Genomic DNA, 16,250 nt, shown 5'->3' on the forward strand with positions numbered 1-16,250 from the left:
GGAACTCCGTGCTCCACCTCGTTCTGCCCGCCGGCCCCGCCGCGCCCGTCCTCGACCGGGCGCGCCGGGGCCTGTGGTCGTTGCTGCGCCACGACCGCTCCGCCCCGCACGCCCCGAGGCCGCCGCACGGCCGCCGCCCGTACCCGTACACCTACGCATACGCCCCGGATTTCGCGGCGGACCCCGCGCCGGGGCCCGCCGAACCGCCGGCGCCCACCGTCACGGAGCTCTACCACGCACACCGGCTGCGGATGGTCCGGCTCGCGGTGCTGCTCGTCGACGACCTGGCCACCGCCGAGGACGTGGTCCAGGACGCCTTCACCGCGCTCTACCGCCGCCACGGCGAGCACATCAGCGAGGTCGACAATGCCCTGGGCTACCTGCGCACGGCGGTCGTCAACACCTCCCGGTCGGTGCTGCGCCGCCGGCGCACCGTGCGGGCCTGGACCCCGCCCGCGCCCGCCGACCTGCCGTCCGCCGAGGACCACGTCGTCCTGGACGAGGCCCACCGCGAGGTCCTCGCGGCACTCGGCCGGCTGACGCCGCGCCGCCGCCAGGTGCTGGTGCTGCGCTACTGGGCCGACCTCAGCGAGGCGGAGATCGCCGCGACCCTCGGCATCAGCCGCGGAGCGGTCAAGTCGAACGCGAGCCGGGGCCTCGACGCGCTGGAACGGATCCTGGAGGGACGGATATGACGCGGGACGGCGAACGCCCCGTCGAGCAGCGGCTTCGGCAGGCCCTCGGCGCACGGGCGGACGGCATCGACATCGGCCGGCTGCGCCCGGCCGACCCGCCGGGGCGCCCGGCGGTGCCGCCGGAGCGGCTGCGGCTGCGGCGCGCTGCGCGGTGCTTCGCCCTGCCCCTCGCAGCTCTGGCGGCCGCGGCGGCCGCAGGCGCCGGATGGCTGCTGATCGCCCCGGAAACCCCGCAGGGCCCGCAGCCCCCGGCCACCCCGCCGCGGATCACGGCACCCACCCCGTCGGCGGGACCCGCGCACTCGCCCGTCCCGCAGCCGTCCCGCCCGCCGGAGTCCACCGCTCCGGGGCCGGCCGGGTCCGGCACTCCGGCGCCGTCGGTGACACCGCGCACCCCGGGGGCACCGGCCACGCACGGGACGCCGCCCTCGCGCACGCCCGGAGCCCGGCCCTCGGCCTCCCCGTCGTCCCCGTCCCCGTCCCCGACGCCCTCATCCTCGGCCGCAGCATCCCGGCCGGCGCCGCCGGGCGCGAGCAGCAGCCCCACGCCCTGATCTTCCGGCGGGCGGCCCTGTGCGCCGGGCTTGACCGGCCGGTCACCGCGCCAGTGCGGTGACCGGGAAGGTTCACCGGGTCGCGACGCCCGGCACGGCACCTCGCGGCGTTGTCGGACCGCGCAGGTGCGTCCAGTACGAGACGTGGTCCTCCGCCTTGCGAGGCACTGCACCGGACGCCGCGACCCGGCACACCTTCCCGGTCACCGCACTAGGCGGTCCGGGTGCTGCGCACCACCGCGACGAGGGGGGCCAGTTCCGGGTCGTCCGCGGCCTGGTCCAGTGCCTCGCGCAAGGCCGTGTCGTTCGTCGGACGGGCCTCGGCCAGCAAGGCCAGGCCGGCCTCGCTCACGTCCGTGTAGATGCCGCGCCGGTCCGTGTCGCAGAGGTAGCGGCTCAGCAGTCCGCGGTCCTCCAACCTGCTGACCAGGCGGGTGGTCGCGCTCTGGCTGAGCACCACCGAGTCGGCGACCTGGTGCATCCGCAGGTGCCCGCCCGGGCCGCTGTGCTGGCGGCTGAGCACGTCCAGCAGCGAGTACTCGCGGACGCTGAGACCGTGCCCTGCCTGGAGGGCCCGCTCGATGTGCGCCTCGATGCGTCCGTGCAGGAGGGAGAGGGCGCACCAGCCCTGCGAAAGGGCGGTGAGTGCGCTGTCGGTGGCCGTCATGGCTCCTCCTCGGAAACGGGCGGTACGAGCGGGTACGGACGGGTACGGGTGGTGCGCCGCGACCGGAGGCGCGCGCGGAAGCCGCCGCAGTCCCCAGGATAGGACACGGACGCAATAGCCCGCGCTTGCAAATATCCCGCGTCTGCAATTAATGTGGACGCACGTAAGCGGCGGCAGCAATCGTGTCCCGCACCCGGCGGCCCGTGCACGGCACTCCGGCCGCCCCCGTACCGCACCGCACCCTCCCCTGAAGGGCACCTCCCCCCATGCCTCTCGCACTGCTCGCCCTCGCCATCGGGGCCTTCGGGATCGGCACCACCGAATTCGTGATCATGGGCCTGCTCCCCGAGGTCGCCACCGACTACGGCGTCTCCATCCCCACCGCGGGCTTCCTGGTCACCGGCTACGCCCTCGGCGTCGTCCTCGGCGCCCCGCTGATGACCGTCCTCGGCACCCGCATCCCCCGCAAGCGCATGCTGATGCTGCTCATGGTCCTGTTCGTCGCCGGAAACGTCCTCTCCGCCCTCGCCCCGGCCTTCGGCGTCATGCTCGCCGGCCGCGTCGTGGCCTCCCTCGCCCACGGAGCCTTCTTCGGGATCGGCTCGGTCGTCGCCGCCGGACTGGTCGCCCCCGAGAAGAAGGCCGGCGCCATCGCCATGATGTTCACCGGCCTCACCGTGGCCAATGTGGTGGGCGTGCCCCTGGGCACCCTCGTGGGGCAGCAACTCGGCTGGCGCATCACCTTCCTGACCGTGGCCGCCCTCGGTGTCCTCGGCCTGCTCGGCATCGCCAGGCTGGTCCCCGACCTGCCCCGGCCCGACGGCGTCCGGATCCGCCACGAGCTGGCCGCCTTCCGCAACGTCCAGGTGCTGCTCGCGATGGCGATGACCGTTCTCGGCTTCGGCGGCGTCTTCGCCGCGATCACCTACATCACCCCGATGATGACCAACGTGGCGGGCTTCGCCGACACCTCCGTCACCTGGCTCCTGGTCCTCTTCGGCCTGGGCATGGTCGGCGGCAACCTCGTCGGCGGCCGGTTCGCCGACCGCGCTCTGATGCCGATGCTGTACGCCTCCCTCGGCGCCCTCGCCGTGACGCTGGCCCTCTTCACCCTCACCGCCCACAGCAAGGCCGGGGCCGCCGTCACCGTCGTCCTCATCGGCGCCCTCGGCTTCGCGACCGTCCCGCCGCTGCAGAAGCGGGTGCTCGACCAGGCCGCCGGTGCGCCCACGCTCGCCTCCGCCGTCAACATCGGCGCCTTCAACCTCGGCAACGCCCTCGCCGCCTGGCTCGGCGGCCTCGTGCTCGCCGCCGGCCTCGGCTGGACCGCGCCGAACTGGGTCGGCGCCGCCCTCGCCGCCTCCGCCCTCGTCCTCGCCCTCGTGTCCGGCGCGCTGGAGCGCCGCACCGCCGCCCGCGGCGCCACCGCCGGCCGGCTCGTCGCGGCGTCGGGCGGACAGGCTGCCACGGCCGTCGCCGCCCGCCACTGAACCGCCTCCCCCCGGTCACCTGACCGACCTCCCTCCCGTGCACCTCCCCGGGCACGCACCCCCTCCCAGGAGATCCCCATGTCCAGCGCCACCCGCACCGCCACCACCGCCCCGCTCACCACCGAGGACGCCGAGCTGCTCGTCAGCGCCGCCCGGTCCGCCGCCGAAGCGGCCGGGGTCCGCATCTCCGTCTCCGTCCTCGACGCCGGCGGCCACCTGCTCGCCTTCCGTCGGGACGACCGCGCCGTGCTGATCTCGGGAGAGACCAGCACCCGCAAGGCCTACACCGCCCTCCAGCTGGACGCGCCGACCGCCGACCTGGTGCAGGCCGTACAGCCCGGCGGCCCCTTCCACACCCTGCCGACCGCACTGGACCGGCCGCTGCTCTTCATCGCCGGCGGCCTCCCGGTCCACCGGGACGGCCGTCTGGTCGGCGCGCTCGGCGTCGGCGGCGGCGCACCCGACCAGGACCACGGCTTCGCCGCCGCGGCACTGGCCGCCCTGGCCGCCTGAGCCCGCCCCCGGCGCCGCCGGGTCGCGTTTCCGGGTCCCCCGTGCCAGGTTGGTAAGGGGGACAGGGGTGTACGCGATGGGAAACAAGAGGTTCTTCGTGAAAGGCCATGTCATGGCGACGGCAGCGACTGCCGCGCTGGTCAGCCTTGCCGTGCCCGGCTGTACGGCCGCCTCCGACGAGGCCCGGGCACCCGCCGCCCCGGCCTCCGGCACGAGCGCACCGGGCGCCTCGCCGACAGCGCCCGGCGACCCCACGCCCGTCCCGAGCCCCACCCACCCGCTGTCCACGGCCCCGCAGACGATCCCCGCCGTGCAGGAGCACGTACCGGCGCGCGGCCCCGGCTGGAAACCCGCGTCCGGTGCCCGCGTGGTCGTCGGACAGGCCGACAAGGCGGCCCTGTCCGACGAGGGCGCCCTGCTCGCGGGCGAACTCCGCCTCGGCTACACGGACACCGAGCCGGCCCGCCGCGGCGACGTCGAACTCTCGCTGGCCCCCAAGGCATCCGGGCCGCCCGAGTCCTACGGCCTCACCGTCAAGGACGGCCGGGTCCGGATCACCGGCCCCGACGAGGCCGGGGTGTTCTACGGGACCCGCACCCTCAAGCAGGCCGTCGCCTCCGCCGGTTCGGCCCCCGAGGGCACCGTGCGCGACGCCCCGGCCAAACCCCAGCGCGGACTCAACCTCGACATCGCGCGCAAGCACTTCACGGCCGACTGGATCGAGGACCGCATACGCGAGATGGGCGACCTGAAGCTGAACCAGCTGGGCCTGCACTTCTCCGACGACCAGGCCTTCCGGATCGAGTCCGACAGCCACCCCGAGATCGTCTCCACCCCGCACCTCACCAAGGCCGAGGTCCGCAAGATCACCGCGCTCGCCGCCTCCCGGCACATCACGGTCGTCCCGGAGATCGACTCGCCCGGCCACCTGGGCGCCGTCCTGCGCGCACACCCCGGCCTCCAGCTGCGCGACGCGCAGGGCAAGGCCGTCCGCGGCGCGGTGGACATATCCAACCCGGCATCGGCCAAACTCGTCGATGACCTGCTGCGCGAGTACCTGCCGCTGTTCCCGGGCGGGGCCTGGCACCTGGGTGCCGACGAGTACCAGGCGCTCGTGGTCCGCGACCCGCAGGCCTCCTTCCCGCAGCTCGCCGCGGCGGCCAGGCAGCGGTACGGGCCCACGGGGCGGGTCCAGGACCTGGCGACGGGCTGGCTGAACGACCGGGCGAACGTGGTGCGTCCGTCGGGCAAGGCCCTCAAGGCGTGGAACGACGGCTTCTTCACCGGCGGGGCCGTCGGCGCCGCGAAGGACATCGAGGCCGAGTACTGGACCGGCAAGGAGATCGGCGCCCGCCCGCCGCAGGGCTACCTCGCCGAGGGCCGCAAGGTCGTCAACCTCAACGACGAGTACCTCTACTACGTGCTCGGCCAGCCCAACCAGTTCACCTACCCCACCGGCAAGAGGATCTACGAGCAGTGGACCCCGCTGGTGCTCCGCGGCACGACCCCCGTGCCTGCCCGGTACGGCAACCAGATACTGGGCGCCCGCCTCGCCGTCTGGGCCGACCTGGCCGGTGCGCAGACCCAGGCACAGGTGGCCGACGGCATCCGGCTGCCGCTCGCCGCGCTCTCCCAGAAGGTGTGGGACGCCCGCGCCCCGCAGAAGCCCTGGACCGATTTCAAGGCCCTGGCCGACCGCCTCTGAGGCTCCCGCCGACCCCGGCGGCTACCAGCGCCGCACGGTACGGTCGCGGCGCTGCCAGCGGCGGTGGGCCCACTGGCCGAGCAGCGGCAGGGCCGTGACCGCGGTGAGGATCCAAGCGGTGGCGAAAGCCCAGATCAGAGGCTGCGAGACGGTCACGGAGGCCGCGATGAGCAGCGCGACCGTGACCGCACCGAGCAGGCAGGCCGCACCGAGCCGGTGGCGCCGGTGCGCGGACCCCAGCACCCGGTTGAGGGAGCGGTCCCCCTTGAGCTGGGCCTCGATCGCCGACAGGGCGCGCTGTTCGTGGTCGGAAAGGCCGGCTCCGTCCATGACGAGGTACCTCCGTCGGCTGCAACCGATGGGCGCACACAGCACCCTCTGGCCTGCGAATACCCGGCGTGCGGCGGCCCAACCCCAGGATGCCGTCACCGCCCGCCGGGTGCCGGTCACCAGATGGAGGCGACCCACTCCGGGTGGTCGATGAACGGGTTCCGGTTGTGCTGGTAGGAGTCGAAGATGACCTGGTTGCGCCGCTGCTCGAAGGCGTCCGGCGGGTCCTGCTGGCTCCACTGCTTCAACAGGCTGATCCGGCCCATCGCGGGAGCCGAACCGTTGTTGACCTTGTCGTTCATCTCCAGGTCGGCGAAGCCGTCACCCCCGTCGTAGCGCACCGCCATGTACAGCAGCATGCGCGCCACGTCGCCCTTGACCGCGTCGCGCGGTTCGAAGGAGTCCGCGTCCGTGAGGCTGCCGGGCGCCTCGCCCACCGGGCTGCCGCCCTTGTCGAAGTCCTTGTTGCCGCGGGTGCTGTTGACCGTGACGTCTTCGGGGCGCAGGTGGTGCAGGTCGGTACCCGGGCCGGTCGCGGTGCCGAAGTCGCCGTGGCTCTTGGCCCAGACGTGCTCGCGGTTCCAGTCGTTGGCCCCGCCGCCGTTGGTGGACTTGGACTGGGAGCGGCCCGAGTAGAGCAGGATGACGTTGTTCGGGTTGGCCGGGTCCTGGTCGGTGGCCTTCAGGGCGTTCCAGACGCCGTCGTAGGACACCTTGGACTGGTTCTTGATGATGTCGTGCAGGGCCGTTTTGAGCGCCGCGCCGGTCTTGCCCTCGGCGCCGGCGTAGTACGCGTCGAGGGTCCCGGCGGCGGCCTGCGGGGCTGCTGCGTCCTCCTGGCCGGCGCTGGCGGTCGCCGGTATCGCGAACAGGGCGGCCGCGGCGAGGCCGGCCGCCCAGGGGGTCAGACGGGAGATTTTCATGGCGTGGGGGTACCTCTCCACAAGCACCGTGCCCGCCAGGGGAATTGGCGGGATATCAGGTGGCAGAGCGAGGCTCACATTGTCATGTGCCCAACAGGTGAAAACCATGTGTCTGCGGCGGGGAACTGCGGTGTTGATCCCTGCCGCCGGTGCACAGGGCCGACGCGCGGGAGCGGGGCGCCCCGGCATTCCCCCGGGAAATGGCCGGAACCGGGGCGTAGGGGATGCGGACCTGGTGGGCGGCGCAGAGGCGCGCCGGAGCGGCGGGGCCGCGGCCGGGCGGCGCGGCGGGTCCCGACGGCCCTGTGCGGATGCCGGGCCGGCGCGTGTCCGGTCCCCCGACGGGCGGTGCCCCGCCGGAGTCCGGCGGGGCACCGCCCGTCAGGACGTCGGCCCGGGCCCCTGCGGGGCGGGGCCCTGCGGGGCCGGCCGGGCCGGTGTCAGCCGGCCGCCGCGATCGCGGGCGCCGGGTCGAACCTGTAGTCCGGGCCGAAGTTCTTCTTCACGGCCGCCTCCCAGGAGCCGTCCTCGACCATCTTCCTCAGCGCGGCGTTGATCTTGTCCTTGAGCTCCTTGTCGCCCTTCTTGAGGCCGATCCCGTAGTTCTCGTTGCTCAGGCTCTGGCCCGTCAGCTTGAACTTGCCCTCGTTGCCCTTCTGGGCGACGTATCCGGCCAGGATGGAGTTGTCCGTGGTCATCGCGTCGACCAGGTTGTCCTGCAGGGCGACGACGCACTCCGAGTAACCCGGCAGTTCGAGCACGCTCGCCTTGGGGGCCAGCTTGCTCTTGACGTTCTCCGCCGAGGTGGAGCCGGTGACCGAGCAGAGCCGCTTGGAGTTGAGGTCCTCCGCCTTGGTGATGCTGGTGTCGCCGGCGCGCACGAGCAGGTCCTGATGGGCGACGAAGTACGGGCCGGCGAAGTCGACCTTCTCCTTGCGCTTGTCGCTGATCGAGTAGCTGGCGGCGACGAACCGGACCTCGTTGTACTGGAGCAGCAGTTCCCGGTCCGAGCTGTCGACGCGCTTGAACTCGATCTGCTCCGCCTTGTAGCCGAGCTGCTTGGCGATGTACGTGGCCACGTCCACGTCGAAGCCGGAATAGGTGCCCCCGGGCTCGCGCAGGCCGAGGCCCGGCTGGTCGAACTTGATGCCGATGGCCAAGGTCCCCTTCTCCTCCTCGCCGCCGCACCCGGAGGTGGTCAGGGCGAGGGCGATCACTGCGGCGACCGCACCGGCCTGGGGAACCTTCATGCTGCACTCTTTCCTCGGGACCGCGGGGCGTGATGCGGGCACCTTCCAGCGGTGGCTGGGCGAGGGATCTCCGCACCGCGGGGAACCGCGAGACGTGGGGGGACGTCACTACACGTGTACGAGGAAGCTAGGAAGGCGACGGGCGCACCGTCACTACATCTGAGCAAAACTTGAGCATAACGATCCGGTTCCACCGGAAATATTGCGGTGCAATCGGGCGGAACCGGGATGAGTGGCAGCCGTGGTACGTGTCCGGCGGGCAGCCGGCGGGGCCGACGGGCTCCGTACGGCGGTCCGGCGACGGCCGCCCCGCCGACCGGCGGTTTCACGCCGTGGCCGCCCGGAAGCCGGGCCCGCCGGGCGGGGCGGGACCGGGCCGAAGGCCCCGCCACCAGCCGCCCAGTCCCGGCGCGGACCCCGCCCAGGCTCCTCGGGCGGCCGTGCGGCCACCGTGCGAGGTGGCCGGGAACGTACGGTCGCTCGGACCCTTCGGATGGGACCGTGGGAGCATGGCCACGCCATGTCCGGTGGGTGGAGGGGGAGTTCGGTGACGGGTGTACGCAAGGGTCTGACCAGGGTGGAGGTCGCGCTGCGGTGGGACCCCAGCAGCACGGGCACGCCCGCGAACGACCTGGACATCGTCGCCGCGGTGTTCGAGGCGGCGGACCCCTACGGGGAGCCGGTCTACCTCGTCCACTTCGGCAGCCGCTCGCCCGACGGCACCATCACGCTGAACCGCGACAGCCACACCGGCCAGGGCTTCGGCTTCGACGAGGTGATGACCCTCGAACTGGACCGGATGGCGGAGCGGCTGGGCCGGGTGGTGGTGGGCGTGGTGATCCAGGACGCCGACACCGGCGAGGGCGCCGTCAAGACGTTCGGCGACATCGCCGGGACCGGGGTGCGGATCCGCGACGGGCACACCGACCTGGCCCTCGGCGGCTTCGAGTCCGTCCCGGACGCCACCGCGGCCACGATCGCCGAGTTCACCCGCGACGGCTCCGGCGCCTGGTCGCTCGACGCGCGGCTGCGCGGCTCCGTCGCCGGTCCGGAGGAGTTCGCTCGCACGATGGGCGCCGCGCACCCGGGCCCGTGACGGCGGGCGCGGGTGCACGGGCAGGCGTGGCCCGGGCCCGGCCCGCCCGGGCGGCCGAGGCCCCGGGGCGGATGCCGGCCGCGGCCTGCCCGGGGCCGTCCTCAGGTCACGTGCAGGTGCCGCCGTCGGCCGGCACGGCGCCCTCGATCAGGAACGCGTCGACCGTCTTGGTGGCGCAGGAGTTGACCCCGTAGGTGCCGTGGCCCTCGCCCTGCACGGTGAGGTTGATGCCCACGCCCTTGCCGAGGGCGTCGGCCATCCGGCGGGCGCCCTCGACCGGTGTCGCGGGGTCGCCGGTATTGCCGATGACGAGGATCGGGGCGGCGCCCGGTGCGCTCACCTCGGGCTTGTCCCGCTCGCCCTTCACCGGCCAGTCCTGGCATCCGGCCGTCAGTTCCTCGGCCGTGACGTCGCCGAAGACGGGGGAGGCCTTGCGGAACTCGGGTATCAGCGCGGCGGCCTGCTCGGCGGTGATCCGGGCGCTGTCGTCGGCGCAGCTGATCGCGGCCTGCGCGCCGGTGGAGGTGTCGTAGCGTCCCTGCTCGTCGCGGCCGCCCATGAGGTCCGCGAGGTAGAGGAGGATCTCCCCGGTGCCCTGCAGCTGCACCTCGGCGATGCCCTGCACCAGGGGATCCCAGGACTCCTCGCTGTACAGCGCCGCGATGATGCCGCTCTCCGCCTGGTCGGCGGTCAGCTTGCGGCCTCCCTTGCCGGGGACGGGCTTCTTCTCCAGTTTGTCGAGCATCGCGTTGATCCGCTCGGTGCCGGCCGCGGCGTTCGGGCCGGTCGGGCAGTTCGCCGCGTACTTCTTCACGCAGTACTGCATGGCGTGTTCGAGGGCGGTCTGGAAGCCCTTGATCTGGCCGAGGTTCTGCTGGACGGAGTCCTGGGTCGGGTCGACGACGGCGTCGAAGACCGTGCGGCCCACGTTCGCCGGGAAGAGGTGGGCGTAGACCCCGCCCAGCTCCGTGCCGTAGGAGATGCCGAAGTAGTGGAGCTTCTGCTCCCCGAGGACGTGGCGCATGACGTCGAGGTCGCGGGCCGCGTTGGCGGTGCCGACGTGCGGCAGGATCTTGCCGGAGTTCTGCTTGCAGCCCTCGGTGAACCGCTTGCGGCTGCCCACGGAGTCCGCGGAGGCGCTCAGTTCGTCCATGGTCCGGTCGTCGACGCACCGGACACCCGCGCTGTCGCCGACGCCCCGGGGATCGAAACTCACCAGGTCGTAGACGGTGTTGAGCTTCTTGTAGTCCTCCGCGGCGGCCAGCGGAAGGGTCTTGACCCCGGAGCCGCCCGGGCCGCCGAAGTTGTAGACCAGCGAGCCGATCCGCTTGCCCGGGTCCGTGGCCTTCTTGCGGATGAGGGCGAGGTCGAGGGTCTCGCCGGCCGGCTGCGCGTAGTCGAGCGGCACCTTCAGGGAAGCGCACTCCCACCCGGCGCCCGGCGCTTCGCCGCCGCCCTGGGCGACGGAGGGCGCGGCGCAGCCCTTCCAGGAGGGCTGCTGGCCGGTGACGGCGGCCGGCAGCGCGGTGGGCGAGGGGCTCGGCGCCGCGGCGGATGCGGCGCCCTCGGCGCCGGTCTTCCTGCCACCGTCTTCGCAGGCGGTCAGGGCGGAGGCCGCCAGCAGGGCTGCGGCGGCGAGGACCGCGGACCTGGCCGGCCGGGTGAGGGGGGACATGCGTGGTGCTCCAGGGGGCCGTACGGAAGAGAGCGTGACGGGCCCGGCCACGGTGCAGCACCGGGCTCCGGCCCACCGGAACCGTACAGGGGTGCGAAGGAGGGATCGGCGTCGGTGTCCGTGCCGGTCGTCCGCTCAGACCGGGCGGCGGTCCCTCCGGTGCGAAGGGGCCGCCGCCCGGTCCGGGTGGCGCGCTGCCGCCGTCCCCACGAGGCAGCGCGGGCAGGTCGCCGTCCGGTCATCGGGGCGGCGGCCCGCCGGTTCAGGGGGCCGGGTCCGCCGGGGGCGCCAGCCCCAAAGCGGGCAGCAGGGCCGCATCGACGAAGCGGACCAGGTAGTCGGCGTCCGCGTACCGGCCCTCCAGTACGGGGCGGATCCGGAGCACGCCCATCAGCTGGGCCGGCAGGAACTCCACCGCCGGGTGGTCCGCGGCGAGTTCGCCCCGGGCCACCGCCCGCGCGACCATCGCGTCGAAGGCCGCCAGCTCCGGGTCGACCAGCGCCTCGCGCAGGGCGGCCTGCAGTTCCTCGTCGCTGAGCACGGCATGCCCCAGTGCCTGCGTGAGGCGGGTGTCACGGCCCGAGGTGCACGCCGCGATCCGCGCCGCCTCGTGCAGGTCACCCGCCAGGGTTCCGGTGTCCACCGCGGCGAGCGTGCCCCGCCGGTTCGCCCGCAGGGCGGCGGCGACCAGCAGCGGCTTGGTCTTCCACTGGCGGTAGAGCGTGGACTTGCCGCAGCTGGCCCGCGCGGCGATGCCCTCCATGGTCAGCGCCTCGTAGCCGTGCTCGCGCAGCTGGTCCAGGACCGCGTCGTAGAACTCCTGCTCGCGCTCCGGCGTGATCTTGGAGCGCCGCGCAGTGGCCGGCGTCACGGTCGACGTCATGGTGCGGCTCTCCTCAAGGGTTCCTCGACGGGCTGTGCGTAGAAAAGTGTACGGGAACGGAACCGTATCGGTACACCAGCGTATCGATACGCGAATGTATCGATACACTGGCGTGTCGCAGTGTGCGGGTGGAACCGCACCGGCCGCTGGGACGAGAGCCGAGTACGAGGAAAGCGAGACCGGGGGATGTCCCACACCACACCTGCCGGGCCGGCAGCCGGACGCAGAGCCGCGCGCCGCCGTCTCCTACGCGAGCTGCTGCTCGTCGCGGGGCTCTTCACCGTCTACAAGGCGGGCCGGATGCTCTCCACCGGCCGCACCGAGGAGGCCTTCCGCAACGCCGCACGCGTGTGGGACGCCGAACGCGCGCTGCACCTGCCCGGCGAGGGCGTCGTGCAGCGGCTGCTGCTCCACGCGGACGGCCTGGTGCACACCGCGAACACCTACTACGCGGCCGTCCACTTCCCCGCCACGGTGCTGTTCCTGGTCTGGCTCTACCTGCGGCGCCCGGACCACTACCTGTGGGTCCGCCGGGTCCTGGCCGTGCTCACCGGAGCCGCCCTCGCCCTGCACCTCGCCTTCCCCCTCGCACCCCCGCGGATGCTCGGCGAGACCCGCCTGATCGACACCGGACAGGTGTACGGCCCCACCGTGTACGGGGCGGCGCCGGCCACCGACACGATGGCCAACCAGTTCGCGGCGATGCCCTCGCTGCACTTCGGCTGGGCGCTGATGCTGGCGATCGGCATGATCGCGGCCACCCGCTCGCGCCGACGCGCCCTGTGGCTGCTGCACCCGCTGCTGACCCTGCTCGTGGTGGTCGGCACGGCCAACCACTACTGGGTCGACGCCCTCGTGGCGGCCGCCCTGCTCGGGGCGGCCCTGCTGCTCGTCCCGCGGCCGGGCCGCACCCGCGGCGGCGCCGACGCCCGCCCGCGCCCCGGTACGGACACCGGCCCCGGTACGGACACCGGCCCCGGTACGGACACCGGCCCCGGTACGGACACCAGTGAGCCTGCGCCGGACGTCAGCGCCGCGCCGGAGTGCTCCGGACCCGCGCCGCAGGGTGGACCCGCGCCGGACACGGAACCCGCCGTACCGGCCCTGCCGCAGCAGCGCGCCCTTCCCGCGGCCGTCGGAGCCGGACGGTGAACGCCACCACCCTCGCCGTCGGCCTGTGCCTCGCCTCCGCCGTGACCTACGCGGCCGCAGCCGTGGCCCAGGAGCGGCTCGCCCGCGCCGCCGTCGCCCGCAGCGCCAAGGACCTGCTCGGCAATGGCGCCTGGTGGTGGTCGGCCGGACTCAACGCCGCGGCCGCCCTGCTGCACGCCGCGGCCCTGCGCTACGGGCCGCTCACCCTGGTCCAGCCGCTCGGAGCCCTCACCCTGGTCGCCGCCGTGCCCCTGGGCGCCCGCGGAGCCGGGCGGCGGGTGGCGGCCACCGAATGGCGGGGCACCCTCGCCACCGTCGCGGGCCTCGGCCTGCTCCTGCTCCCGGCCTCCGGACCGGCCCCCGACGACACCCTCAGCCTCGCCGAGGCCTTCGCGGTCTCCGGGGCGACCGCCGCCGTGATCCTCGTACTGACCGCGGCCAAGGACCCGCGCTCCGGACTGCGGCACGCGACGGCCTCCGGACTGGCCTCGGCGGCCGCCTCGGCCCTGACCCAGACCGTCGCCGTGGCGGCGGGCCGCGGAGGAGCCCTGCTCAGCATGCGGGTGGCCGCCGTGGCGCTGCTCGTCGTCGTCTTCGCGGTCGGCGGGATGCTGCTGTCCCAGCGGGCCTACCGGGGCGGTCTCGGGGCCCCGCTGGCCGTGGTCAACCTGGCCAATCCGCTGGCCGCGGCCGCCATCGGGATGGTCCTGCTCGGCGAGCGCCTCCAGCACGGCGCCCTCGGGGTGCTCCTCGCGCTGGGCGGGGCCCTGGCGGCGACCCGCGGTGTGCTCCTGCTGACGCGGGTCCCCGCCGGCCCCGCCCCGGTGGCCGCCCCGGGTCCGCCCGTGCCGGTGGCCGCCCCGGGTCTGCCCGTGCCGGTGGCTGCCCCGGGTCCGCCCGTACCGGCGGCGGCCGCCCCGGCCTTGCAGGCCGCGTCGCCTGCCGGCCCGCCCGCGGCGGCCGTTCCCGGCCGGCAGGCAGGCCGGGTCGCCGCCTGAGAACTGTTTCCGGCCCGGCGGCGTCCTCCCGTGTGACCAACCGAACCACCGAAACGGAGTGACCGGCATGGGGATCGTCAGCTGGATCGTCCTGGGCCTGCTCGCCGGAGCGATAGCCAAGGTCCTGCTTCCGGGCCGCGACCCCGGCGGCCTGATCGGCACCACCCTCATCGGCGTCGCCGGAGCCTTCCTCGGCGGCTGGCTCTCCGCGAAGTTCCTGGACCGGCCGATCCAGACGGAGTTCTTCGACCTGGCCACCTGGGGCGCGGCCGTCGGCGGCTCCCTCGTCCTCCTGATCGGCTACCGCCTGCTCTTCGGCAACTCCCGGGACTGACAGCCGCCCCCGGCCCCGGCGCCCCGCCGATGACGCTGACCTCCCGGCTGCCCGGCCCGCCGCCCGCCGCCCGCCCGTGCCGGGTCACCTCGCCGCGGCCCGGTTCCGCGACCTGACCACCACGGGCCGCCACCGGCAGTACGGCTCCGCGGCCGGGGGCGGATGCCACGGCCGGACCGTGCCCGCCGCCCGGGGCGCCCGCACGGCGGACCGCCGCCGCTGACGACCCCGGCGCCGCCTACGATGACCGGCCATGGACACGAGTGAGGCCGGCAGACGGCTGATCGGCAGACGTTTCGAGCTGGTCGAACCCCTGGGCAGCGGTGGCATGGGCACGGTGTGGCGTGCCCGCGACATCGCCCTGGACCGCGACGTCGCCCTCAAGGAGGTGCGCCCGCCGGACCCGGCCACCGCCGCCGCTCAGCCCGGTCTCGCCGTCCAGCTGCGCGAACGGGCCGTCCGCGAGGCCCGCGCCCTCGCCCGCCTCGCCCACCCGCACGTGGTGACGATCCACCACATCGTGGACCCGGTCGCCGAGGGCGCCGGCGAGGACGCGGACACTCACCCGTGGATCGTCATGGAACTCGTCCGCGGGGGTTCGCTCCACGACCGCCTGGAGTCCGGACCGATGCCCGTGGCCCAGGTGCTGCGGCTCGGCCTGGAAGTGCTCGGCGCCCTGCGCGCCGCCCACGCCGAAGGGGTGCTGCACCGCGATGTGAAACCGGCCAACGTGCTGCTGCGCGGCGACGGCGGAGCCGTGCTCACCGACTTCGGCATCGCCGCCCTGCACGGCGCCACCGGGCTCACCGCCACCGGGGTGCTCATCGGGTCGCCCGAGTACATCGCGCCCGAGCGGGTGCGCGGGGAGGAAGGCCTGGCGGCCTCCGACCTGTGGTCGCTGGGCATGCTGCTGTACGTGGCCGCCGAGGGGGTCCACCCGCTGCGCCGTGCGACCAGCCTGGCCACCGTCGTCGCGGTGCTCGACGAGCCCATCCCGGCGCCGGTGCGTTCCGGTCCACTGGGACCCGTACTGGAACGGCTGCTCGTACGGGACCCGTCCGCGCGGCCCGACGCAGCCCGCTTGGAACAACTGCTCCGCAGCGCGAGCAGCGCCGAGGGCGGCGCCTCGGTCCCCCCGCCCGCCACGCCACCGCCGGCCCTCGGACGGTACGGGCCTGCGGCCGCCCCGGTGCATCCGGCCGCCTCCCACCCGGCCCCGCCGTACGCGGCGCCGAACCCCTACGCACCCACCGCGCCCCTCCCCCCGGCCTCCGGGCGGCGCGGACGGCGCCCGGAGGTGCTGGGAGCCGCGCTCGCCGCCGTGCTGGCCGCCGGCGCGGTCGGGCTCGTCCAGTGGCTGCCCGACGCAGGCGCCTTTGGCGGCAGCGCGAAGGGCGGCGCGACCGGCACCCCCGCCGCTTCGGCGTCCGCCCCCGGAACGGGCACGCCTGCCGCCGGCACGGCGCAGCCGAACCGGTCCGCGTCCGCCACCCCCGCATCCGGCGCGGCCGGCGGGTCCACGGCAGGCACGCCGCAGGACGGCCTGCTCACGCCCGCGGGCGTCCGCACCGCACTGGACGCGCTGAAGCGGAAGACCGGTACCACCGAGTTCGTGGACATGAAGGTCTACGGGGAGTACGTCATCGCCTCCGTCCCCACGGCCCCGGGAGCCAAGACGGTCGACTCCTGGCAGTACCGGGGCGGCGAGGCCACCCGCCGCGGTCCCGCCGGGACGGTCAGGCAAGGGGCCCCGCTCATCGACATGGCAAAGATCGACTGGGACGTCCTGCCCGGACTCCTCGAACAGGCCCGGCGGGACCTCGACGTGGCGAACCCCACCTCGCGCTACGTCATCGTCGAGCCCTGGATGATGGACCAGAGCCCCTCCATGCGCCCCTACCTCAGCGACGAGTACGGCCAGGGCGGCTACCTGCTCGCCGGAACCGACGGCAAGGTCCGCAAGGTCTACCGCTCCTGAGATCCTG

16 protein-coding genes are annotated in these 16,250 nt (G+C 74.2%); 10 read left to right on the forward strand and 6 right to left on the reverse strand.

The features are described 5' to 3' along the window. The first annotated feature begins 8 nt into the window (after positions 1-8). On the forward strand, positions 9-695 hold the full coding sequence (locus ACLJTM_RS13925) for an RNA polymerase sigma factor (protein WP_411103844.1): 687 nt from the start codon (positions 9-11) through the stop codon (positions 693-695). A gap of 205 nt (positions 696-900) precedes the next feature. Further along, the gene (locus ACLJTM_RS13930) at positions 901-1,311 is read left to right on the forward strand and encodes a hypothetical protein (RefSeq protein WP_411103845.1); all 411 of its coding nucleotides are present in this window, start codon (positions 901-903) and stop codon (positions 1,309-1,311) included. A 149-nt stretch (positions 1,312-1,460) separates the two neighbouring features. Here ACLJTM_RS13930 and ACLJTM_RS13935 read toward each other — a convergent pair whose 3' ends face one another. After that, complete coding sequence (locus ACLJTM_RS13935; RefSeq protein ID WP_411103846.1) at positions 1,461-1,916, reverse strand: MarR family winged helix-turn-helix transcriptional regulator; 456 nt, start codon at positions 1,914-1,916, stop codon at positions 1,461-1,463. A 266-nt stretch (positions 1,917-2,182) separates the two neighbouring features. Here ACLJTM_RS13935 and ACLJTM_RS13940 point away from each other — a divergent pair, with 266 nt between their 5' ends. The 3 genes from ACLJTM_RS13940 (at position 2,183) to ACLJTM_RS13950 (ending at position 5,624) form a co-directional block, all read left to right on the forward strand. Beyond that, positions 2,183-3,406 carry an MFS transporter gene (locus ACLJTM_RS13940; RefSeq protein ID WP_411103847.1) on the forward strand — a complete coding sequence of 408 codons (1,224 nt, stop codon included), beginning with the start codon at positions 2,183-2,185 and terminating at the stop codon, positions 3,404-3,406. Positions 3,407-3,484: 78 nt separating this feature from the next. Continuing rightward, positions 3,485-3,919, forward strand: coding sequence for a GlcG/HbpS family heme-binding protein (locus ACLJTM_RS13945; RefSeq protein WP_411103848.1), 435 nt, complete (start codon positions 3,485-3,487; stop codon positions 3,917-3,919). Between the two features lie 76 nt (positions 3,920-3,995). Then, a complete protein-coding gene (locus tag ACLJTM_RS13950; RefSeq protein ID WP_411104309.1) occupies positions 3,996-5,624 on the forward strand; it encodes a family 20 glycosylhydrolase in 1,629 nt (542 codons plus the stop codon). Positions 5,625-5,645: 21 nt separating this feature from the next. On the opposite strand, the gene ACLJTM_RS13955 is transcribed toward ACLJTM_RS13950, so the two are convergent. The 3 genes from ACLJTM_RS13955 to ACLJTM_RS13965 form a co-directional block, all read right to left on the reverse strand. Then, positions 5,646-5,954: a DUF3040 domain-containing protein gene (locus ACLJTM_RS13955; RefSeq protein ID WP_411103849.1), complete on the reverse strand. Its 309-nt coding sequence runs from the start codon at positions 5,952-5,954 to the stop codon at positions 5,646-5,648. Between the two features lie 116 nt (positions 5,955-6,070). Further along, positions 6,071-6,877, reverse strand: a complete 807-nt coding sequence (locus ACLJTM_RS13960; RefSeq protein WP_411103850.1) for an endonuclease I family protein — start codon at positions 6,875-6,877, stop codon at positions 6,071-6,073. Between the two features lie 440 nt (positions 6,878-7,317). Then, positions 7,318-8,127: a glutamate ABC transporter substrate-binding protein gene (locus ACLJTM_RS13965; protein WP_411103851.1), complete on the reverse strand. Its 810-nt coding sequence runs from the start codon at positions 8,125-8,127 to the stop codon at positions 7,318-7,320. A 547-nt stretch (positions 8,128-8,674) separates the two neighbouring features. Between ACLJTM_RS13965 and ACLJTM_RS13970 the strand changes: the two genes are divergently transcribed. Next, positions 8,675-9,223: a TerD family protein gene (locus ACLJTM_RS13970; protein ID WP_411103852.1), complete on the forward strand. Its 549-nt coding sequence runs from the start codon at positions 8,675-8,677 to the stop codon at positions 9,221-9,223. A 106-nt stretch (positions 9,224-9,329) separates the two neighbouring features. Here ACLJTM_RS13970 and ACLJTM_RS13975 read toward each other — a convergent pair whose 3' ends face one another. Both ACLJTM_RS13975 and ACLJTM_RS13980 read right to left on the reverse strand, forming a co-directional pair. Next, on the reverse strand, positions 9,330-10,898 hold the full coding sequence (locus ACLJTM_RS13975) for an alpha/beta hydrolase (RefSeq protein ID WP_411103853.1): 1,569 nt from the start codon (positions 10,896-10,898) through the stop codon (positions 9,330-9,332). A 262-nt stretch (positions 10,899-11,160) separates the two neighbouring features. Then, positions 11,161-11,781, reverse strand: a complete 621-nt coding sequence (locus ACLJTM_RS13980) for a TetR/AcrR family transcriptional regulator (protein ID WP_411103854.1) — start codon at positions 11,779-11,781, stop codon at positions 11,161-11,163. 186 nt (positions 11,782-11,967) lie between these two features. Between ACLJTM_RS13980 and ACLJTM_RS13985 the strand changes: the two genes are divergently transcribed. From ACLJTM_RS13985 to ACLJTM_RS14000, 4 genes are all read left to right on the forward strand, one after another. Then, positions 11,968-12,933, forward strand: coding sequence for a phosphatase PAP2 family protein (locus ACLJTM_RS13985; protein WP_411103855.1), 966 nt, complete (start codon positions 11,968-11,970; stop codon positions 12,931-12,933). Further along, on the forward strand, positions 12,930-13,931 hold the full coding sequence (locus ACLJTM_RS13990) for a hypothetical protein (RefSeq protein WP_411103856.1): 1,002 nt from the start codon (positions 12,930-12,932) through the stop codon (positions 13,929-13,931). The genes ACLJTM_RS13985 and ACLJTM_RS13990 overlap by 4 nt, the downstream gene beginning before the upstream one ends. A gap of 67 nt (positions 13,932-13,998) precedes the next feature. Continuing rightward, positions 13,999-14,265 (forward strand): GlsB/YeaQ/YmgE family stress response membrane protein, encoded by a 267-nt coding sequence (locus tag ACLJTM_RS13995; RefSeq protein ID WP_411103857.1) that lies wholly within the window; start codon positions 13,999-14,001, stop codon positions 14,263-14,265. 253 nt (positions 14,266-14,518) lie between these two features. Then, positions 14,519-16,243 (forward strand): protein kinase domain-containing protein, encoded by a 1,725-nt coding sequence (locus ACLJTM_RS14000; RefSeq protein WP_411103858.1) that lies wholly within the window; start codon positions 14,519-14,521, stop codon positions 16,241-16,243. Positions 16,244-16,250 lie beyond the last annotated feature (7 nt).

Origin of the sequence: Streptomyces sp. cmx-4-9 (genome assembly GCF_046548835.1) — a bacterium.
GTDB lineage: Bacteria > Actinomycetota > Actinomycetes > Streptomycetales > Streptomycetaceae > Streptomyces.